Below are 21,157 nucleotides of genomic sequence, written 5' to 3'. Positions count from 1 at the left end.
CCGAGACAGAAAGCGAGAGGCCGATGGCCACCGAAGCGGAACTTCGCACGTATCTCAAACGCGCCACCCGGCAGTTACAGGAGACCAGACAGCAGCTCGAGGACGAGCAGGCACGCGCACGGGAACCGATCGCGATCGTGGGTATGTCGTGCCGGTTCCCCGGCGGGATCGAATCGCCCGAGCACCTGTGGGAGGCGCTGATCGAGGGGCGCGACCTGATCTCGGAGTTCCCGGCGGATCGCGGCTGGGACGTGGACGGGTTCTACGATCCCGATCCGGACAAGTTCGCCAAATCCTATGTGCGAGAGGGCGGTTTTCTCGAAGGTGCGGGCGAGTTCGACGCCGGATTCTTCGGGATCAGCCCGCGCGAGGCCGAGGCGATGGACCCGCAGCAGCGCCTGCTGCTCGAGCTCGCCTGGGAATCGGTCGAACAGGCGCGCGTCGACCCGACGACATTGCGCGGCACCGATACCGGTGTGTTCGTGGGATTCAGTGATCAGGGTTACGGATTCGGCGCCACGCAGGCCTGGGATGGGGCGGAGACCTACTACTTCACCGGCAACCATGCCTCGATGGCGGCGGGTCGGGTCGCGTACCTGCTGGGTCTGGAAGGCCCGGCGGTCACCGTCGACACCGCCTGCTCTTCGTCGCTGGTCGCGATTCATCAGGCGATGCAGTCGCTCCGGCTGCGCGAATGCGGCATGGCGCTCGCCGGCGGCGTGACAGTGATGTCCACCCCGATGCCGTTCGCGCTGTTCTCGCGTCAGCGTGCGCTGGCGCCGAACGGTCGATGCAAGTCCTATGCCGCGGGCGCTGACGGCACCGCCTGGGGTGAGGGCGTCGGTGTCGTTCTCCTGGAACGTCTGTCGGAAGCGCGGCGGCACGGGCACCGAGTGCTCGCGGTACTGCGCGGTTCGGCGGTGAACAGTGACGGCGCCTCCAACGGGCTCACCGCACCGCGCGGACCGGCACAGCAGCGGGTGATCGGGTCCGCGTTGGCCAACGCTGGTCTGCGCGCGTCCGACATCGACATGGTGGAGGGCCACGGCACCGGCACCGTACTCGGTGACCCGGTGGAGGCGCAGGCCCTGCTGGCCACCTACGGGCAGCGCGACGGTGCGCCACCACTGCTGCTGGGATCGGTGAAATCGAATATGGGACACACGCAGTCGGCCGCGGGCGTGGCCGGACTGATCAAGGCGGTGCAGGCGATCCGGCACGGGATGGTTCCGCCCACGCTGCACGTGGACGCGCCGACCTCGCACGCCGACTGGACCGGAGATCGAATCCGGCTGGCGCTGCGGCCACAGCCGTGGCCGACCTCCGAACATCCACGCCGGGCCGCGGTGTCGTCCTTCGGCATCAGCGGCACCAACGCCCACTTGATCATCGAGCAAGCACCGGAATCCGAAGCACCTGCGGCGATTTCGGCCGACACCCGCCACGCGGTGTCGCCCACGGTCGCCTCCCCGCAGACCGCCGCCCCGGCGCATGCGAGGCCCACGCCCTCGCCGACTCCGTGGCTGCTCTCGGCACGCACCGCCGCCGCACTATGTGACCAGGCGGCCCGCCTACGCACGGCAGTCGCGAATTCCCCGGACGATCTCGCCGACATCGCGCACTCCTTGGCAACCACGAGAACGAGATTCGACCATCGCGCCGTCGTCGTGGCGAACACCCGCGGCGAGTTCCTGGACGGACTCACGGCCATCGCCGAGGGACGCACCGCCACCTCGGCAGTCCTGTCACGCCGTGGCACCGGCGGCAAACTGGCGATGATGTTCCCTGGTCAGGGCGGGCAACTCGCGGGCATCGGCCGCGGGCTCTCTGACACGTACCCGGTGTTCGCCGAGGCGCTCGACACGATCTGCGTGGGTTTCGACGCCTATCTCGAGCATCCGTTGCGTACCGAGATGTTCGGGACGGGTGAGTTGCTCGCGCGAACCGACTACACCCAGCCCGCCGTGTTCGCCGTGCAGGTGGCTCTGTTCCGGCTGCTCGAATCCTGGGGAGTGGTACCGGATTTCGTTGTCGGTCACTCGATCGGTGAACTCTGCGCCGCGCACGTCGCGGGTGTGCTGTCCCTGGACGACGCCATGGCCGTGGTCGCCGCGCGTGGTCGGCTGATGCAGCGGATGGACCCGGGAGCGATGGTGTCCGTACGGGCATCCATGGCCGAGGTCGCGGCCTCCATCGCCGGTCGCGAGGCCGAGGTATCGGTCGCCGCGGCCAACGGGCCGAACGCCACCGTGATCGCCGGCGATGTCGCCGCGGTGGGTGAGCTCGCCCGGCACTGGCGCGAACGCGGCCGACGAGTAGCCAGGCTCGGCGTAGACCGGGGCTTCCACTCGCCGCACGTGGATGCGATCGTCGACGATTTCCGCTCGGTCGTCGCGACCGTTCGCCTCCAGGAACCGCGCATCCCATTCCTCTCCACCGTGACCGGCACGGAATCCACACCGGGACAGCTCACTTCGATCGAATACTGGGTACGTCAGGCCCGCGAGCCGGTGCGTTTCCACGAGAGTGTGCTGCGGCTGCACGAATCCGGCGTCGTCACCTATCTCGAACTCGGCGCGGGAGACACCCTGTCCGGCCTGGTCTACGAGACACTCGCCGATACCGGCAGCACAGCCGTTCCGGTGCTGCGACCCGGCGCCGACGAAGCCGGTTCGGCGATCGAAGCCATGGCGGGAGCCTGGGTGGCCGGTGCCGAAGTCGGTTGGTCGGCACTGTGTTCCGGCGACACCGCCAGAGTTGTGGATCTGCCGACCTATGCGTTCCAGCATCGCCGCTACTGGGTCCACGCCGACAGCGCCGTCCTCGAAAGCATGATCGGCGTCGCCGGCGCCGAACTCGCCGGTGACCGGATCGCCGGTCGGCACGACGCACCGGCAGGGGAGGCAGCGTCCACGCGTTCGGACCTGCTGACCGTTCCCGAGGACCGGCGCCGCGATGTCGCGGTCGGCCTGGTGGTCGATCAGATCCGCGAGATCCTCATCGACCTCACCGCGGACGAGATCGACCTCGACGCCACCGTTCTCGCGATCGGGCTCACCTCGCTGTCCGCTCTCGAACTGCGCGGAAGGATCAATGCCGCCGCGGGCACCCAGCTCTCGCTGGAGGATCTGTTCACCCACCCGACGCCACGGGCACTGGGTGCCGTACTCGCCACCAGGATCTGGAGCGACGCGCCGACCCACGAGGCGGTGCTCGCATGAGCGGGGGACTGTCGCCGGTACGCGGCACCCTCGGGTTCGAACAATTGGTGCCCGCCGCGCTGGCTCACCGGCGCGGACTCGCCGAGGTCTACGTCGCCGACACCGCCGTCGTCGGCAGCTCGGAATACCTCGCCGCCGTGCAGGTGCCGCGGGCGCACTCGCTGTGGTTCGATCGGCTCGTCGCCTACCACGATCCGTTCTCCGCCGTCGAGGCCGTCCGCCAGGCACTGCTCGTCGTCGGTCAGCGACACCTCGGTGTGCCCGCCGACGCGCCGGCCAGCCTGCAGCGGATGGCGTTCGCGGTGGAAGACCTGAGCCTGTTCCGCGACAGTGAACGCGACCCGCTCGAGGGGGTGGTGCGCCTGCGTCCCGGCGCGGCGGGCACCGGACGCGGGTACTACCACGATGTATCCTTCGACGCCACGCTGTCCGTCCACGGGGCGCTGGCCATGACGCTGCGCGGCAGCGGAATCACCTTTCCCCGTGACGCTTACGACGAGTTCCGCGAACTCCAGCAGGGCAAGCGCTCCACCCTCGCCGCGGTCGGTCCCGACTCGGTGCGGCGATTGCCACCCGAACTCGTCGGCAGGCGCGACCCACGCAATGTCGTGCTGGCCCGCACCACGGCGCAGGACCTCGTCGTGGTGGTGGACCGCGGCCATCCGAGCTTCTTCGACCATCAATACGACCATGTCCCCGGCCCGTTGCTGCTCGAGGCGTTCCGGCAGGCAGCGGTGCTGTCCGCGACCTCGGCGGGTCTGCTCGGCTCACCGGTCGCCGCGGTGATCGACCTCGAAGCCCAGTTCACCGACTTCGCCGAACTGGACGCCCCCATCACCTGCACCACCGCCGCCGTCGGCGATCTCGACCTGGACGAGATCACGGTCGAGGTGGCGCTGCACCAGTACGGCAACCGCATCGCCCTCGCCCACGTCGAGTTGGCGCACTATCCCGTGTCCACGCAACGACAGGAGCTCGGATCATGACGACACCATCGGCGAAACGGTACGCGGTCATCGGCGGCGGCTTGTCCGGCATCGGCGCCGCGTTCGCGCTGCACCGGGCAGGCCACACCGTCGAACTGCTCGAGCAGGACGCGGTGCTCGGCGGCCGCTGTGGCTTCGACTCCCTCGGCGGTCGGCCGATCATGATGGGCGGCAAGAACATCGGCCGCCGTTACCATGAGCTGCGTGGGTTCGTCGCCGCGTCCGGGGGACGGGCGTACGAGCCCTTCGGGATCAACAGCTCGCAGATCATCGACGGCGAACTGGTGACACTCGACAACCCCGGCATCGCCGGATTCCTTCGCCATCTGCTGCGGATGGGTTCGCCGATCGACGCGGCGCGCATGCTCTACTACGGTGCGCGCGTTCGATTCGACGAACGCAATCGGTACCTGGGGTCGGACTGGTTCGGGCGAGCGGGCACCGCCAACGACAGCGTCGCGCTCGGCGCGCATTTCGGCGCCGAGTTCGGACGTACTGTGTTGCGACCGTTGACAGTTCGGCTCAACGCCGCCGAGCCGGACGAGGTGTACCTCGGCGCGTTCGGGGTGAGCCTGGGCATGGTGCAGGATCGCTACGACCAGCTCGTCGACGGCCTGCAGCCGGTCCTGGACTGGTTCGCCGGACAGGTGCCGGTCCGGCTCGGCACCCGCGTGGATCGCCTCGTGGTGCGCGACGGCCGGGTGATCGGGCTCGATACCGCGGAAAACGGTGGCGCCACTACCTTTTCCGCCTACGACGGTGTTGTCCTGGCGACCCCGGCGCACGCCGCGGCCGGCCTGCTGGAACCCGTGGTTCCCGCGCTGAGCAAGGCATTGAGCGAGGTGGCCTACTACCCGTCCACGGTCGCGGTGGTGCAGTACGAGCGGCCCTTCTTCGGCAGCGCCGTTCGCTCGATCGCGTTCGACTCGGGGCCGTGCAGTGCCGCGGGGGTCTACGGGGTGAACGATCTCGATATCGTCCGCTACACCTTCAGCGGGCGCGATGCCCGGCCGAGTCCGGATGCGCAGCTCTTGGCGACGTGGATCGACGACGCCGAGGCGAAGGTGCGCGGTCATCTCGGCGGCCCGGCGATCGAGCGGGTGCGGACCGAAACACGCAGCTGGGCCTCGGCGCATTGCGCCTACCTTCCCGATCACGCCGGTTTCCGCACAGTGGTGCGCGAACAGACCGAATCCGTTGCGGGACTCCAGCTTGCGGGGGACTACCTGCTGGGCGCCCAGTTGGAGGCCTGCTACCGATCCGGCATCGCCGCGGCCCGGGCATTGATCGCGTGAGCCAGGCCCGGGGCGCCACGCGAGATCACGCGGCGCCCCGGGTGTGCACCATATCGTCGGCGAGCAGTGCGATACGGGCCCGCAGAATGCCCTCCGCGGTCGTCAGGTCGAGGTCGGTCAGCCCGCTCACTCGACGCAGCCGGTAGTCGATGGTGTTGGGGTGCACATGCAGCCGCCGGCCGGTGGCTTTGCGATTGAGGCCCGTGGCCATATAGGTCCGCAGCGTTTCCAGCAGCTCGGGATGGGTGGCGAGTGGGGCGATGACACCGGCCAGATGCTCGCGCGCCGGACCGGGGCGGGTGAGCTGATATTCGATCGCCACATCCGAGAGCTCGTACAGTCCTGCGGGTTTGGCGATGCCGCGCACCAGCTCGAGCAGCTCGTGTGCCTCCTCGGTGGCCTGCGGGATCTGCTCGGTCGGGGCGGGTACCAGAGTCGCGGTGAGCTCGACTCCCGAGGTCGCGCTGATCGTGGCGAGGACATCGCCGGTCATGCGCACCAGCTCGGGTTCATCGCTCGGGATCAGCAGGGTGCCACCGTTGGTGCTCAGCAGGGCCAGTGATCGTGAGGCGAAAGCATCGGCCAGCGCCGCCTGCACCCGCCGCAGTTTGCGGCGCGCCACCACCTGCGCGTCCACGCGCGGGTCGTGCTCCTCGGCCAGCTCCGGAATCATCAGCGCCACCACCTGATAGGAATCGGCGACTCTGATCCCGGTCTGCCGGGTGAGCGCGCCGACGCCGTGGCCGCTCAGCAGCGCCGACACCATCGTCTGCGCACCGGTCTGGTGTTCCTTGGCGACCTGGCGCTGTTCGTCGAGATAGGCGCTCGTCACCGTCGCGTTGATGACCTCGAGCGTGCGCAGCAGCAGGCGGGTACCCGCGACGACCTCGGCGAGGTCGGCTGCGGTCACCTGCCCGACGACGAGCTCGAAGCCGATCCGGAACCCCTCCGCGTAGGCGCGCAACAAGGTGCCGACGGGCACGCCCTCCCGCGCGTGCTGGGCGGATGCCGCGCGCAGCGCCACCAGTTGCTGCTCGGACGGCGTGGTGCGCTTGTCCAGCATCTCCATCGCCAGCGCCAGGCAGCGGCGGGTGAACTCGGTGACGTCACCGCGCATCGCCTCGCTCGGCAGTGCTTGGCAGGGCATCACGTTCTCGGCGAAATAGGAGACCAGCTGCGAAACCAGCTCGTCGGCGTTTCCCAGAAAACTCGACGCGGCCCGGCCGCCCGCGATGGTGAGCGGATTGGGTATCCGGTCCATGGCTTGAGAATTCATCGAGTGCACTCCGGTGTGGCAGACAGCGAATGGGGCTGGTCGTGGGACTTGTGTGAATCGCAACATAGCCACATCGGAGGTCGTAGTCGCCGGTCCCATGGAATGGCCTGGTGGGATCACGACGGCCTCACAGCCGGGGTTGTGCGGACTCACAAGCGCGTGGGGTCACCGTTCGCTGCACGGTTGCGGTGCAGGCCGACGCGGTCATAGACCGACGTGCTCGCCGCGCCGAGTACCAGTCCGACCGCCAGGCCCAGCGCGGTCATCCAGAAACCCCTCGCGAGCCCGGACCCCAGATCGGCGTCGAAGTACAGGATCGCGCGGACCGCCGTGTACACCTGATGCAGCGGTTCGAACGAGGCCAGCACGCCGAAGTAGCGAGGGGTGGCCTCGATCGGCACCGAACCGGCCGAGGACGGCAGCCCGAGAATGACGAACACGATCAAGTTCACCAGTAGCCCCGCCGAGCCGAGCGCGGCGAGCACCGACAGGCCGGTGATACCGACGGCGATCATCGCGAACGCGCTGTAGAGAAACAGCGGAAGGGGCTGCGCGATCGGCATTTCCAGCACGCGCGCGACGACGAGCAGTACCGCTGCCACGAGGTGTGCCGCGACGATGAGCACGCCCCATTTGAGCAGCAGTGTGCGCCATCGGGAGATCCGCGCGGGTCGCACGTGCGGTGACCACGGCCCGTACTCGGTCGGCACGAATCCCAGTGCGCCGTCGACCATCGTGTGGACGATCATCGCGCCGAGCGTGCCCGCGAGCAGGAGTACGAGAGCGTAGAAGAACGCGCCGAGCCCGGCCCCGCTGCCGTCGGGCAGTGGATGGAACTCGGTGTGGATCACCTCGACCGGGTTGCGCAGTGTCACCGCGGTCGCACCCGGCAGTGCGTAGTCAGGACCGAGTGACCCGGACACGGTATCGAGTAGTTGCTCACCGATGCGCGTGTTCACCTCGGTCAACGCCCGGTCGCTGAATCGCTGCACGATCGCCGAGGCGAACGCGCCGGTGCGTGGATTGGTCCGCACGGTGATCGTGGGACGTTCGATCTCGCCGGGAATCACGCTTCCCATGCCGAGATTGCCGAGTCGTTTGGTGAAGTCGCCCGCGATGATGATCGCGCCGTAGAGTTCGCCGCTGCGTAGCTGTCTTTCGGCCTGGGCAATTCCCAGTACGCGCAGGTCGATCTTGTCCGCGGGGACACCGTCGCGCAATGCTGTGGTGATCTCGTTGCCGATATCGCGCCACTGCGGCGGTGAACCGAGCGTATCGCCCACATCCTGGTCGACCAGCGCGATCGGGAAGTCGTGCAGATTCTTCTCGGGGTCCACGATGTAGCCGAGATACATCGTGGCCATCAGCGCACTGAGCAAGGTCAGGACGATCGTCGGGAACAGCCAGATACGCACCGCCGCACGCTAACAGCGGCCGAGGCCGCGCGGCGGTGCGTTGGAATCTGTCCAACGCCGGTGATCGAGCGTTGGCGCCGGTCCGAAAAGGCTCACACGCCGGGTAACGGTTTCGCGTCGGACGGTACATTCATGAATGCCGAAATCACGTGATCGCTGAGGTAGAGCCTCAGTTCTGAACGCCACTCGGCGGGGATACCCGCCGGGACCATGTCGAGTGCGTCTTCGACCTCTTCCCATATTCGGGGAAAGGGGATTCCGTTGCGCGAACAGGATTCGACGGCGACCATCAGCTGTTGCGTCAGGCAATCCATGTGGACGGTCGGTGTCACAGTGAATGCCGTGTCGAGTAGCAGCTCGAGATCGTCCATTGTTTTCCCCTTACCGGTTTCGCACCCCTGCTGTGCGCTCAACGTAGGTGACCGATTCACGGTGTGGGAAATCGTGCGGGGGTTACTGGTGGTTCAGATATCTTTCGGCTGCCGACTTGTGATCCGCACCGACCGGCCGGTGTAGGTTCGACCGATGACCTCCACGGCCCTGTACTGCGGCACTCGCTGGGACGAGCAGGGTCGATGGTTCTACGAGCTGCTCGGCGACGACGGGACCACCGAGCTGCTGCCCGGGATCGGCACACGGCTGGCGTTCCGGATCACCGATTCGGGACGATTCTGCTTGGGCTACAACGGGTTCGGTGCGGGACATCGCGGGAAAGTTGCGTGTCCTCGTCGCGCACGGGTCGAGACCGGGCGCCAGTGCGAGCAGTGCCGGGTCACCGAGGGGTGGTCGGTGGTGCACAGCCACCGGGGCCCGCTCACGGCGTTGCCCGAACAGGTCCGCGCTTATATGTCGCAGCCGCACCATCTCTACATCGCGTATTTCGGGGACGGGATGACCAAGGTCGGTACGGCCTCGGCGTCGCGGCGCAATCGCCGTCTCTTCGAACAGGGTGCGCTGGTCGCCCGGTTCATCACCGATTCCCCGGACGGGCTGCACGTTCGAGATCTGGAACGGACGGTGACCGAGCGAGCCGGGATCGGGCAGGCGGTCGCCGGGGTCACCAAGACCCGCATCCTCACGAAACCGCTGCGTCCCTGGGCGGTGCTGGAATCCGCGGTCGCCGACGCGGCCGAGCACGCCGCGGGCACGCTGCCCGCCGATATCACGCGCACCGACATCGCCTGGTCGGGTGGGCGGGACTTCTACGCCACGATCCAGGCGTACGGCCGATTCCCGGTCGCCACCGAAATCGCCGGGGAGCCAGGCGAATACGTCCTCGACGCGGTCACCGCGCACGGCCACACCATCGCCTGCCGCGACACCGCGGGCGCGAGCGAACTCGTGTTGGTCAACGACACTCGCCTGGTCGGTCGCCGCATCGAACTCGACTCCGCGATCACGGCGACGCCGGAACCCGCGCAGACCAGCCTGTTCTGAAGTCCGCTCACTCCATGGCGGCGAGTTGTGCCCGCATCGTGTCCAGTCCCATGCCGCCCAATCGCAACGCGCGGGTGTGGAATCGCCGCATGTCGAACGACGCTCCAGCGCGCGCTCGGGCTTCCTCGCGAGCCGCCAGCCAGAGGCGTTCACCGATCTTGTAGGCGGGCGCCTGTCCGGGCCAGCCCAGGTAGCGGTCGATCTCGTCGCGAGCGGTGGTCTCGTCTTCGAGGGTCCGCGTCAGCAGGAACTCCAGGCCGAGATCGGGAGTCCACCGCTCGCCCTCGTGGAAGTCGGCGCCGGCCGGAATCTCCCACTCGAGGTGCATCCCGATGTCCACGACCACCCGGGCAGCGCGGAACAGCTGCTGGGAGAGCATCCCGAACAGGTGGCCGTCGTCGTCGAGGTAGCCGAGTTCCTGCATGAGGCGTTCGGCATAGAGCGCCCACCCCTCGCCGTGCCCGGAAGTGAACGACATCAACCGCTGGTAGGTGTTCAGCGAATCCGCCTCGTACACCGCGGTCGCGATCTGGAGATGATGGCCCGGCACACCCTCGTGATAGACCGTGCTGACCTCGCGCCAGGTCGTGAAATCCTCTTTGTCCGGCTCCACCGACCAGGTCATGCGTCCGGGTCGGCGGAAATCGGCGGTCGGGCCGATGTAATACGCACCGACGACTCCGCCCGGCGGCGCGATGGTGCATTCCAATCGCATGAGCTCGTCGGGGATCTCGAAGTGCTTCTCGCGCAGCGATGTCAGGGCTTCGTCGGACATCTTCTGGAGCCACGCCCGGAGTCCGGCCCGCCCGCGCACCCGGTATTTCGGGTCTGCGTCGAGCGCTGTCGCGGTCTCGGTGAGGGAGGCACCCGGCGCGATCCGGGCGGCAACGGCGATCATCTCGGCCTCGAGCCGGGCGAATTCCGCCCAGCCCCAGTCGTAGGCTTCCCGCAGGTCGAGGTTCGCGCCGGTGAAATAGCGTGACCAGAGCCGGTAGGTCTGCTCGCCGACGGCATCCTTGGCGGGCGCGCTCGCCATGAGGTCGGCGCGCAGGAACTCGGCGAGAGCGGCATAGGCCTGCTCGGCCGCGTGCGCGCCCTGTCTCAGCCGCGCCAGCGGCGCACCCTCGACACCTTCCGCGGCGGCGACAAAAGTGGTGAAGAACCCGGTGTTCGCGCCGGAACCCGCCCAGGTGTCCGCCTGCTCGGCGACCTTGATGATCTGGCGCAGCGCACTGACCTGCCCGCGCTCGGCCGCGACCAGCAGCGAAGCCCGCAGACCTGCCAGCGCCTCGGGCACCCCCGCGAGACGCTCGGCGATCACCGCCCAGTCCTCGGCAGTCTCGGCGGCCATCACGTCGAACACCATCCGAATGTGCTGTACCGGACTTTCGATCACATTCAGCGCGGCGAGGGGGAGCCCGGCGTCATGGATCTCCACGTCGAGCCCCACGCGCTCGGTGAACACGGCTTTCGCTACCCGTTCGCCGTCATCGGTAGGGTGTGCGGCGAGCATGGCGTGCAACGCATTTCGCGCTATCCGCGCCCGAATATCGTGCCCGGCAGGCGAATAGTCGGTCAGGCGATCGTCGTGTCCCGCGATGCCGAACATGGTCGCCGTGACCGGATCAGCGGCCGCGTAGTCCTCGACGAACCGATCACAGATCTCATCCACACCCATGCGGATACGCTAACGGCCATCGGCCGCCCGCGGGCAACCTACGATCGCGAGCACGGCCACCGCGGTGTGAGCGCGCCGCACCGGAACCGCTAGGCGCTCTGCCGACGCACGATCTCGGTGATCCAGGTGGGCGCGAACGGGGAGGTGCAGCCAGGGGGAGTGGGGTAGTCCTTCAAGACCTGGAGGCGTTCGCCGATGTCGAGGGCGCGGGCGCGATGGCCGGGGTGGTCGATACCGATCTGGGCGAGGCAGTGGTTCATCGCCCACTGCAGGCGATCGGGTGCGGTTTTCATCTGCGCTTCGACGAGGTCGAGCAGACCGGTGAGGTCGAGGCCGCCGGGCTTCTTCGCGACTCGTTCGGTGGTCAGTGCCCAGCCCGCGCTCGCGACCACGGGGTCCGGGTCGTCGAACCAGGCGACACGCAGTTCCTCGGCGTGCGGGTTCTTCTTCACGACATAGTTGACGAGCCAGTCGTGGACCTTGGGTGTGCGCGCCTGGCGGATCATGGCGTCCAGTTCGTCACGCTCGAACATCTTCGGTCGGCAGATCAGCAGGGCGAGGAGTTTCGCCGCGGTGTCGTCGGTGTCCCAGAGTTGCCGGGCAAGCGCCGGTTGTGTCTTCAGGCGTTTGGCGAGCGCGCGCAGCTCGGTGAGGTTGACGCCGTGATCGTCGCCGTGCTTCTCGTTCACCGCGCGCATCTTCGGGTTGTCGAGGGCGGCCAGTTCGGCCAGCACCTCGTCCACCGTCGTTTCCGGCACCTGCGCCTCCTGGTCTAGTGCTCCTCGGAGACCATCATGCGTCGGACCGTGTCGAGGTGCCAGGGCCGGGTGCTCGGGAGAACACCGCGACCAGGAAGTCGGAGTCGTCGGTGAAGGGCCGAAGATCCCAGGTCGACAGCAGCAGGTCGACGGTGAGCCCGGCGGATCCGGCGTCGGTCAGGAACTCGGTGAACTCGTAGCCGCGGTCCGCACCGAATCCGATGATCGCCCGCCCGCCCGGCGCGAGATGCCCGGCGAATCCCGCCAGCACCGCCGACCGGGTGGACGGGGCCAGGAACGTCATCACATTGCCCGCGCACACGATGGCGTCGAAGTCGGCGACGGGCAGGTCCAGCTCGGCGAGGTCGCCGACCAGCCATGTCGGACCGGGATGGTCCGCGCGTGCCGCGTCGATCAGCACCGGGTCGACATCGACGCCCACCACCGTGTGCCCCACATCGTGCAGGTATCCACCGGTCCGCCCCGGCCCGCACCCCGCGTCGAGCACCCGGCTGCCACGTCCGAGCATCGCGTCGACCAACCGCGCCTCACCCACGATGTCGGTCCCCTGCGTGGCAAGCGTCCGGAACCGCTCCACATACCGGCTCGAATGCGCCGGATCCGCGGCGACGATGTCCTCCCAGCCACTGGGTGTGCGCTCGTTCGACGCGTTCATGATCGCTCCCTCGATTCGGCCGCTATGCCAACCTTGCCGACCTTAGCCGCGATGGTGAGAAGTCCGAGCCGGCTGATCGGACGAGCGGCCGGCTGAGAACTGCCGCGAAGGCATCTGCCCTGCGCGGGAGCATCGTCTAGATCGATGGAGGCATCGCGGGCCTGAATCCGCTTGCCGGTGGTCGCTGGGCGCGGCTGCGGCGGATGAGGGTGACGATCAGAATGGCGATACCGAGAAGGATCGGGCCTGCGAGGGCGGAGCCGAGGTCTTGGCCGACGGCTAGGGTGATGCCGGGGCCGCCCACGATCACGAGTACCGCCGCCACGATCCACCCACCCGACGACTGCTGCGGCCGCGCGGGGAGTTGGTGAAATGTCCGGCCCTGATGAGCGGTCGGATAGCGTGCGGGGTCGGACACAGCGGAGCCTCCTGAGCGCCGCGCGGTCTCACGGCTTCGCTGCTCAACTTATCTTGTCCCACAGACAGTTTCGTTGAACACTCGTGTGTCCTCCGGTGCCTACCCTGTGGTGGCGACCCGGCGACGGTCCGAGTGGTGACCGCGCGAGGCCGGCCACCACTCGGGACCCGTTACGGCGTCGAGTAGCCGATGAGGGCGCCGATGCCCGCACCGATCGGGATGGTCACCAGCGCGCCGACTCCGCCGAGGAAGAAGCCGAGCACAGCGCCGATGCCGGCGCCGATGAGCGCGCCGATGCCCGCGTTGTGCTGCTTGCGGGCCTCGGTGTCACCGGCCGCGTCGACGAATTCGGCCATGTTGGCGGTGACGACGGCCGGTGCGGCGGTGGGGGTCAGCGTCGCTGACCTGCCGTCGGCGGAGATCCCCGCGACCAGGTCGAAATCGCCTGCTCCGGTGATGATGCGGGTCGGCACGGCCGCGACCACGTTGCCCTCCCTGTTCGTGAGCGTGACCGCGCCGCCGACGACCCGGAACGTGCCGTCCGGGGCGGACACCGTGAGCCCGGAGCCATCGGCCAGCGGACTCGCGGTGAACGCCACGCCGCTGTCGACACCCTGCACGATCGGAGCCGCGGCTGATGGTGCGGCCTGCGCGGTGGTGGTGGCCGCGAGGCCGACAGCACCTGCCGCGAGAGCGGCGATCACGCCGAGTCGTTGTGCGCCCGAATTTGTTCGAGACGAGAAATGCATCCTGCCCCTCCAGTCTGCCCGCCAGATCCGGCGGAACATCCTCTGCCGGACCGGATCTCGGTCCGAGGACATTTTCGCATCGACGGCGATTCCGTGGAACCCACCAGCGGTGATACCGGAAAAACATCATCACTTCGACATAAATGATGAATTACATTGCCACACCGTAGATATCGGTACGGTTACCGGAAATATTCCGGTCCTACGGGACGGTCGACGATCCCGGTTCGGCCTTGGGCTCCTGGACGACGACCAGGTTCGCCGACAGTGCCGCGGAATCGATACGGGTGATCGAGTCCAGCATCAACTGCGAGACATCGACAACCTCGACACCCTCGCCCTGACCCTGCTCCTGACGCGCGGTCACCCCGTCGTTGAGCATCACCCGGCAGAACGGGCAACCCGTCGCGATCTTGGTCGGATTCGTCGACAACGCCTCATCGACCCGATCGACATTGATCCGCTTACCGAGCTGTTCTTCCATCCACATCCGGGCACCACCGGCACCACAGCACATCGACCGCTCGCCATGGCGCGGCATCTCGATCAGATTCGACCCCGAGGCCTCCATCAACTCACGCGGCGCGTCGTAGACCTTGTTGTGCCGACCCAGATAGCACGGGTCGTGATAGGTGATGTTCTGCGAGACCGTCGCGACCGGAACCAGCTGCTTCTGGCGCACCAACCGGTTCAGCAACTGGGTATGGTGCACAACCTCGTAAGTCCCACCGACCTGCGGGTACTCGTTGTTGAGCGTGTTGAAGCAATGCGCGCACGTGACAACGATCTTCTTCTTGGACTGCTCGACACCCTCGAACACCGAGTTGATGACCTCGATGTTCTGCAACGCCAGCTGCTGGAACAAGAACTCGTTACCCGCACGACGCGCCGAGTCACCGGTGCAGGTCTCCTCCGCACCCAACACCATGAACTTCGTGCCCGCGGTCGCCAGCAGCTCGGCCACGGCCTTGGTGGTCTTCTTGGCCCGGTCCTCGTAGGCACCGGCGCACCCGACCCAGAACAGGTACTCGTAGCCGTCGAAGCTGTCGGCGTCCTTCCCGAAGACCGGGATGTCGAAATCGACTTCCTTGATCCAGTTGAGGCGGTCCTTGGAGTTCTGCCCCCACGGGTTGCCCTTGTTCTCGAGGTTCTTGAACAAACCCGCGAGCTCGGAGGGGAACTCCGACTCGATCAACACCTGGTAGCGGCGCATATCGATGATGTGATCGACATGCTCGATATCGACCGGGCACTGCTCGACACACGCACCACAGGTCGTGCACGACCAGAGCACTTCGGGATCGATGATGCCGTGGACATCCTCGCCACCGACCAGCGGACGATCCGCCTCCGCACGCGCGGCCTCGGAAATCTTGTCGGCACCATCGAGCAGATAGGGCGCCTTGGCATAGGTGTGATCACGCAGCGAAGTGATGAGCAGCTTGGGGGACAACGGCTTTCCGGTGTTCCAGGCGGGGCACTGCGACTGGCAGCGACCGCACTCGGTGCAGGTGGTGAAGTCGAGCAAGCCCTTCCAGGTGAAGTCTGCGACCTTGCCGACGCCGAGCGTGTCGACGTCGGGGTCGGCGGTCTCCAGGTCGAGGACGCCGCCGCCGGACATCATGGGCTTGGCCGCGCCGAGCGCGACGCCACCGTCGCCTTCGCGCTTGAAATAGATGTTGAAGAAGGCCGAAATCCGGTGCCAGGCAACACCCCAGGTGAGATGGCGGCCGATCAGATAGAGGAACGCCGCCCCGGCCAGCATCTTGATGAACGCGAAGAGCGAGATCATCAGTGGGTCGGCAGGCATCAGCCGCGCGATCTGCATGGTGAACAGGTCACTCGACGCGTGTCCACCACCGTAAGTGGCGATCTCGCCCGCCTTGAGCAGGACGTCACCGAGGCCGTGGATGAGCACGATCGTCTCGATGGCGTACGCGGCAACGAGATTCGACCCGCTGAACCGGGAGAGGCGCTCGGGCCTGCGGGGGTGGTTGCGCTGTCGGATGGTGATCAGCACCAGGATTCCGATCACTGTGGCGAGACCGAGGATTTCCTCCAGCAGGTGGTAGCCGAACGTGTCGCCGATGATCGGCCAGCCGAACTCCGGGTCGAAGGTCTGTCCGTAGGACTCGAAGTAGAACACCATGCCGAGCAGGAACCCGACCATCACGAGCCAGTGGGCCCAACCGACAGTCCGGAACTTGTTCATTCTCGTGTGCGCGAGAACCTCGACGATGACGGTCTTCATCCGTGGCAGCACGGGGCCGATCCGTGACCGGTCGGGCTGACCGCTGCGGAGAACGCGAATCATCCGGGACAGGCCGAGAGCCAGTGACCCCCAGCAGATCGCGGTGATGATGACGCCGATGACGCCGAGTGTGATCGTCACAGTGCTCACGGTGTTGCCCCCTGTCCCCGCTGACCTGCAACACAAGTATGTTACTGGCCAGTAACTTGATGTCTGGTGCCAAATTAGCACCGATTCGGCAGCGGCGAAAGCCCCGGGCAACCAGATTCGGTGCAGCGCTGCGGAGTTGCGAACCTGCCTGCGATCCCGCCCGAAATTGCCATGTGCGCCGCTCGGATTTCGTTGGCAGGATCGAGTGGTCCAACGAACCGAGACGAAGGGAAACCGATGACAATCCTGGTTACCGGGGCGACGGCCAATATCGGGCGCATGGTCGTGGATCAGCTGATCGCGCGCGGTGCGACCGACATTCGCGCGCTGACCATCAGCCCCACCAAGGCGGCGCTGCCCGCCGGTGTTCAGGTGGCGCGGGGGCATCTGGGGCGACCGGCCGGCTTGCCCGCGGCGTTCGAGGGTGTCGACCGGATGTATCTCGCACCTTCGCCGGACAATGTCACCGAGGTCCTCGAGCTGGCGCGGGCAGCCGGGGTGCGGCACGTCGTGGATCTGTCGGGCGAGCCCGAAAGCTGGTGGGGCAGTGTGTGTAACGCCGTCGAGGGCAGCGGCTTGGCATGGACTCATCTGTGGCCCGCCGACTTCATGGAGAACACCCTGACGTGGTCTCAGCAGATCCGTGACACCGGTGCTGTTCACGAGCCGCACCCCGGCACCACCAGTGCGCCCATCGCCATGAACGACATCGCCGCCGTAGCCGCGACCGCCCTGCTGGAGGACGGTCACCTCGGCCGCGCGCACTCCCTCGCGGGCCCGCAGGTCCTCACCCGCGCGAACCTGGTCGCGCACCTCGCCGATGCCCTCGACCGCGAGATCACCTTCCGCACCTCCACCCGCGAGGAGACCATCACCGCGCTGCAACCCACCATGGGCGACAACTCGGCCTGGTATGTCGACAACGTCCTGCTCGATTTCGCCCCGCCGCCGGATTCCCTGCCCACCACCAGTGTCGAAGACATCACCGGCCACCCCGCCACCACGTTCGATCGATGGGCGCACGCGAACGCCGCCCGGTTTCTCGCCGACTGACACACCCCGGGCCGCGGCGGCCATCGGGGAAACCGGTCACGGAAACGATGCGGAGGCGCCGGACGGGGTGCACACTGGTCGGGTATCCGATTGCGGCGCTTGGTTTTCCGGGAGGGGGTCCGGTGAGCACTGTCCTTCTCGCCGTACACGACGCTGTGGGTCCCGTGCTCGCACAGGCTCCGACGCTCGAGCCGCCGCCGGAATCCGCGAGATACTTGCAACTCGTGCGCTACCTGTCGTGGCTCGCGCTCCTGCTGGTCCCGGTGCTCGTGATCATCGTCGTCCTCGTGATCGTGCGGGTGACGCGGTCACGCCGCACCGAGCCGAGCCGGCACCCTCGCCCGGCACCGCCGCCGGTAGCGGCTCCCCCCGTCGTGGCGCCGCCGAGCTCGGCGACACCGCCGGCGCCACGTCCGCTTCGAGGTGGATGGCATCGGATAGCCGATTCGTCGAGCCCCGATCGATCGAGTGCCGTGCCAGACCTTCCACTGCCGGGGGCGGATGGCTGGCCACCGCCGGACCCGACGGTGTGGGGACGCCCCGAGCAGAGATGATCGCGCGGGAATATTTCTTGCCTCGCGGTAGGAAATGTTGTCGGAGACAAGGAATCCGGGGGCCCTGAGGGAATTCGACCAAATCTTGTGCGGTCGGTTCCCGAGGGCCGGGGGAAATGTCATTATGTGGGCATTTCGGGTGGCATCCAGGGGTTCGGCGGTAGGTCTGTGGGAAAAATATTGGCGCCAATAGGTCGTCTGGTAGCGGCGGTCGTTCTGATTGTCGCGGCGATTATCGCGCTGCACGGGCGTTTACCTGGGACCGTTGTTCCCAGTGAAACCGGTGGGACTTCGCCGGTCGCTGTCGCGTTGATGCCGGTCTTGCTGCTGGTATCGGTGGTGATCTTGCTCGCGGGCGTCATCGTCAGTCAGCATCGGCTGCCGTTGGCGATGCCCGCGGTCGAACACGGTCTCCGGGTTCGTCTGTCGTTCACGCGGTTCGCGGTGCTGGCCCCGATCGCGCTCAGTACCGTCGCGCTGACGTTCGCGGTCGGTATCACCATGCTGTTCGTCTTGCCCGGCGCGCGGCGTCAGCCGACACCGGTCGCCTCGGTGACACCGGCGCAAGCGGGACAGCCCGGTGTGCCCGCCGCTGTCGATGTGCAGGTGGTCGATTCGGCGGTCGACTCGTCGCGTCTGAGCGGGATGGCGTTGCTGGGAGCCGCGGGCCTGGCGATCGTGCTGATCGGCATCGCGGTGGCCGGTCTCGTCGGCGTCACCGTCGCAGGCCGGGCGCCGCTGGTCGACAGCGTGGAACTGACCGAGGAGCAGGTCTCGAAGACGGTCGACTCGCTGACCAGGGCCGCCGAGATGGGACTGGCGGCGATGAACGCGCCAGGTCAGGATCCACGGACCGCGGTGATCGCCTGCTATGTGGCCATGGAGGCCGGGTTGGCCGCGGATCGTGCCGCGGCGCCGTTGATCTCGGATACGCCGAGGGAAGTACTGGAGCGGGCTTTCGACAGCGGCGTGTTGCACGACGACGGCGCACACGAACTGGTCGCGCTGTTCGAGGAAGCCAGGTTCAGTCCGCACGCGATGCTGGGCTGGCAGCGTATCCGGGCCGAACAGCTGCTGCGCCTGGTTCTCGCCGACCTCCAGTCCCGCGACGAGGTACCGGTGTGAGCCCAGTGCTATGCGCGGCCCCGCATCTCGCCGTACAGCCAGGTGCCGATCATCCGCGCGGTCATGGCGATGGCGGCGGCGCGGTCGCCGTCGGCCACGTCGTCGGCCGAAGCGCGCACGACCGCGGCGAATCCGGTGTTGACCAGAACCCAGGACATCATGTCGTTGTCACGGTCGTCGCCGGGCCCGACGAACTGGATCACGATGAGCTTCACCAGCATTCGCAATCGCGGCTCGAATTCGGGTAATCCGCTGCTGTAGAACTGCACACTGCCGACGAGCGCGCGAACCAGATCCGACTTCGCGATCAGCACCTCGGCGAAGACATCGAGTATCTCGGAGGCGATGGCGACAAAGTCGTCGCTGCTCCTGGGCGACATCGCCACGGGCAGGCTGAATACCCGCTGGGTGAACTCCTGCTCGACATCGGCGATGAGCCGATCGAGGAGTTCGTCGACGAGAAACGACCGCTCCGGAAAGTAGCGGTACAGCGTTCCGATACTGACGTGCGCCTGCGCCGCGATGACATTGGTGGAGGTGTTGTCGATTCCCCGCTGCCCGAACAGTTCGGCGGCGGTGTCGAGAATGTGTTCCCGGGTTGCCTTCGCCCGCTCCTGCTTCGGCCGGATCCGCCGGTCGACGGGTTTCGGTGGCATCGGTATTCCTTTCGGCCAGCTGCTGCACTGATTCTCGTGGAAATATTCCGAAAGGTGGTCCGCATTGCGCGGAATAATATTTCCTGTGCGCGGCCATGGGGTTCCGCGACAGTGAATGGTGAGGTGCACACACCTGACCGGAAGCGATTTCCGTGCCGGTTGTTCCGGCATACGTTCGGGACGGCTTACGAGCCGATTCCTTTTTCGCATTCGGAAAGGCAGACCTTGCATGACCATTACTCGTGGCCGCACACGCTCGGTGCGTGCGGCAATACTGATGGGCGTCAGCGTTGTTGCTGTCGCCCTCTCCGGGGCGGGGGCGGCGGCTGACCCGGCGTCCGAACCCACCGAACAGCAGCTGGCCGAAATCATCCACCAGGGCCGCGATGTGGCCTGGGGTACCGACGGCGGGCTCGGCGGCACGGGGTCGGCCTGTACCTCCGGTAGCGGTGCGGGCTCGGGCAACGGCTCCGGCGACTGCCTCGGTGGTTCCGGCTCCAGCTCGGGCTCCTCGGGCGGCTACTCCTCCGACCCGGGCGCTATCGGCCCCGCGTCGACGGCGTTCCTGCCCGCGTTCGGCTACGGACTGCTCAATCCCGACGCGGGTGCTCCCGGCACCAACGATTGGAACTGCAAGCCGACCGCGCAGCATCCGCGCCCGGTGGTGTTGTTGCACGGCACCTGGATGAACGCCTACAACGGGTACGCCTACATGGGCCAGCCCATCAAGGACGCCGGCTATTGCACGTTCACGTTCAACTACGGCCGTTCCAACATCGTCGAGGGCGGCGGCCTCGGTTCGTTCCTGCCCGGTGTCATGGGCACCGGCTACATCCAGGATTCGGCCAAGCAGACCGCGGCGTTCGTGGACCGGGTCCTCGCGGCCACCGGTTCCGACGAGGTCGACATCATCGCGCACTCCCAAGGTGGGTCGATGGCGAACTGGTACACCAAGTACGAGGGCGGCGCGGCCAAGGTCAACAAGCTGATCACCTTCGGCGCCACCCACCACGGCACCAGCCTCGACGGCATCGGCGCCCTGGGTCGCATGGTCAACAACCTGGGTATCGATGTGCTGGGTCCGATCGAGATCTTCGTCGGCCACGCCGGTATCCAGCAGACCGTCGGTTCGGATTTCGTCAAGACGCTCAACGCCAACGGTGACACCGTTCCCGGTGTCGATTACACCGTGGTCGGCACGCGGTACGACGAGGTGACGAACCCGTACGAGCTGACGTTCCTCGACCAGGGCCCCGGCTCGACGGTCAACAACGTTGTGCTGCAGGAAGGGTGCGAGCAGGACATCTCCGATCACCTGACGATGATGTACTCGCCGCGTGCTTTGTCGATCGCGCTGCGGGCGCTCGATCCGGTGCAGAACCCGAACCTGACCTGCACGTTCAACCCGTGGCTGATCGGGGGTGGTGGCTCCCTGTAGACGAGCGGACGATTCGGGTGC

General features: G+C 67.0%; 17 protein-coding genes. 7 read left to right on the top strand and 10 right to left on the bottom strand.

The window, feature by feature from the left end; translation table 11 throughout:
* Positions 1-23 precede the first annotated feature (23 nt).
* From ACWGCN_RS04035 to ACWGCN_RS04025, 3 genes are read left to right on the top strand one after another with little or no spacing between them, the layout of a single operon-like run.
* On the top strand, positions 24-3,221 hold the full coding sequence (locus ACWGCN_RS04035) for a type I polyketide synthase (RefSeq protein ID WP_452457450.1): 3,198 nt from the start codon (positions 24-26) through the stop codon (positions 3,219-3,221).
* The gene (locus ACWGCN_RS04030; RefSeq protein ID WP_378995021.1) at positions 3,218-4,207 is read left to right on the top strand and encodes an AfsA-related hotdog domain-containing protein; all 990 of its coding nucleotides are present in this window, start codon (positions 3,218-3,220) and stop codon (positions 4,205-4,207) included. Before ACWGCN_RS04035 ends, ACWGCN_RS04030 begins: the two co-directional genes overlap by 4 nt.
* Positions 4,204-5,502 carry a protoporphyrinogen/coproporphyrinogen oxidase gene (locus ACWGCN_RS04025; protein WP_452457449.1) on the top strand — a complete coding sequence of 433 codons (1,299 nt, stop codon included), beginning with the start codon at positions 4,204-4,206 and terminating at the stop codon, positions 5,500-5,502. The genes ACWGCN_RS04030 and ACWGCN_RS04025 overlap by 4 nt, the downstream gene beginning before the upstream one ends.
* A gap of 25 nt (positions 5,503-5,527) precedes the next feature.
* Here ACWGCN_RS04025 and ACWGCN_RS04020 read toward each other — a convergent pair whose 3' ends face one another.
* The 3 genes from ACWGCN_RS04020 to ACWGCN_RS04010 all read right to left on the bottom strand — a co-directional run bounded on the left by ACWGCN_RS04020 (position 5,528) and on the right by ACWGCN_RS04010 (position 8,564).
* Positions 5,528-6,778, bottom strand: coding sequence for a PucR family transcriptional regulator (locus ACWGCN_RS04020; protein WP_378995016.1), 1,251 nt, complete (start codon positions 6,776-6,778; stop codon positions 5,528-5,530).
* Between the two features lie 149 nt (positions 6,779-6,927).
* Positions 6,928-8,193 (bottom strand): YhgE/Pip domain-containing protein, encoded by a 1,266-nt coding sequence (locus tag ACWGCN_RS04015; RefSeq protein WP_452457448.1) that lies wholly within the window; start codon positions 8,191-8,193, stop codon positions 6,928-6,930.
* A 92-nt stretch (positions 8,194-8,285) separates the two neighbouring features.
* A complete protein-coding gene (locus ACWGCN_RS04010; RefSeq protein WP_378995012.1) occupies positions 8,286-8,564 on the bottom strand; it encodes a hypothetical protein in 279 nt (92 codons plus the stop codon).
* A gap of 154 nt (positions 8,565-8,718) precedes the next feature.
* Here ACWGCN_RS04010 and ACWGCN_RS04005 point away from each other — a divergent pair, with 154 nt between their 5' ends.
* Positions 8,719-9,630, top strand: a complete 912-nt coding sequence (locus ACWGCN_RS04005; protein WP_452457447.1) for a hypothetical protein — start codon at positions 8,719-8,721, stop codon at positions 9,628-9,630.
* Positions 9,631-9,637: 7 nt separating this feature from the next.
* Here the strand turns inward: ACWGCN_RS04005 and ACWGCN_RS04000 are convergent, their stop codons facing one another.
* The 6 genes from ACWGCN_RS04000 to ACWGCN_RS03975 all read right to left on the bottom strand — a co-directional run bounded on the left by ACWGCN_RS04000 (position 9,638) and on the right by ACWGCN_RS03975 (position 16,310).
* Positions 9,638-11,308: a DUF885 domain-containing protein gene (locus ACWGCN_RS04000; protein ID WP_452457446.1), complete on the bottom strand. Its 1,671-nt coding sequence runs from the start codon at positions 11,306-11,308 to the stop codon at positions 9,638-9,640.
* Between the two features lie 89 nt (positions 11,309-11,397).
* Entirely contained in the window at positions 11,398-12,066 is a 669-nt protein-coding gene (locus tag ACWGCN_RS03995; RefSeq protein ID WP_452457445.1) for a DNA alkylation repair protein, read from the bottom strand.
* A 34-nt stretch (positions 12,067-12,100) separates the two neighbouring features.
* Positions 12,101-12,742 (bottom strand): class I SAM-dependent methyltransferase, encoded by a 642-nt coding sequence (locus ACWGCN_RS03990; protein WP_452457444.1) that lies wholly within the window; start codon positions 12,740-12,742, stop codon positions 12,101-12,103.
* 136 nt (positions 12,743-12,878) lie between these two features.
* Positions 12,879-13,160, bottom strand: coding sequence for a hypothetical protein (locus ACWGCN_RS03985; RefSeq protein WP_452457443.1), 282 nt, complete (start codon positions 13,158-13,160; stop codon positions 12,879-12,881).
* Between the two features lie 170 nt (positions 13,161-13,330).
* A complete protein-coding gene (locus tag ACWGCN_RS03980; RefSeq protein WP_452457442.1) occupies positions 13,331-13,864 on the bottom strand; it encodes a hypothetical protein in 534 nt (177 codons plus the stop codon).
* Between the two features lie 247 nt (positions 13,865-14,111).
* The gene (locus ACWGCN_RS03975) at positions 14,112-16,310 is read right to left on the bottom strand and encodes a (Fe-S)-binding protein (protein ID WP_452457441.1); all 2,199 of its coding nucleotides are present in this window, start codon (positions 16,308-16,310) and stop codon (positions 14,112-14,114) included.
* A gap of 237 nt (positions 16,311-16,547) precedes the next feature.
* Between ACWGCN_RS03975 and ACWGCN_RS03970 the strand changes: the two genes are divergently transcribed.
* Both ACWGCN_RS03970 and ACWGCN_RS03965 read left to right on the top strand, forming a co-directional pair.
* Complete coding sequence (locus ACWGCN_RS03970; protein ID WP_452457440.1) at positions 16,548-17,363, top strand: NAD(P)H-binding protein; 816 nt, start codon at positions 16,548-16,550, stop codon at positions 17,361-17,363.
* An 866-nt stretch (positions 17,364-18,229) separates the two neighbouring features.
* Positions 18,230-19,042, top strand: a complete 813-nt coding sequence (locus tag ACWGCN_RS03965; protein WP_452457439.1) for a DUF4129 domain-containing protein — start codon at positions 18,230-18,232, stop codon at positions 19,040-19,042.
* Positions 19,043-19,050: 8 nt separating this feature from the next.
* On the opposite strand, the gene ACWGCN_RS03960 is transcribed toward ACWGCN_RS03965, so the two are convergent.
* A complete protein-coding gene (locus ACWGCN_RS03960; RefSeq protein ID WP_452457438.1) occupies positions 19,051-19,827 on the bottom strand; it encodes a TetR/AcrR family transcriptional regulator in 777 nt (258 codons plus the stop codon).
* Between the two features lie 100 nt (positions 19,828-19,927).
* On the opposite strand from ACWGCN_RS03960, the gene ACWGCN_RS03955 reads away from it, so the two are divergent.
* Positions 19,928-21,136: an esterase/lipase family protein gene (locus tag ACWGCN_RS03955; RefSeq protein ID WP_387446556.1), complete on the top strand. Its 1,209-nt coding sequence runs from the start codon at positions 19,928-19,930 to the stop codon at positions 21,134-21,136.
* The last annotated feature ends 21 nt before the right edge of the window (positions 21,137-21,157 follow it).

Source organism: Nocardia sp. NPDC055050 (assembly GCF_053608345.1).
Note: the sequence above shows the minus strand (reverse complement) of the source record. Positions and strands in the feature narration are given on the sequence as shown.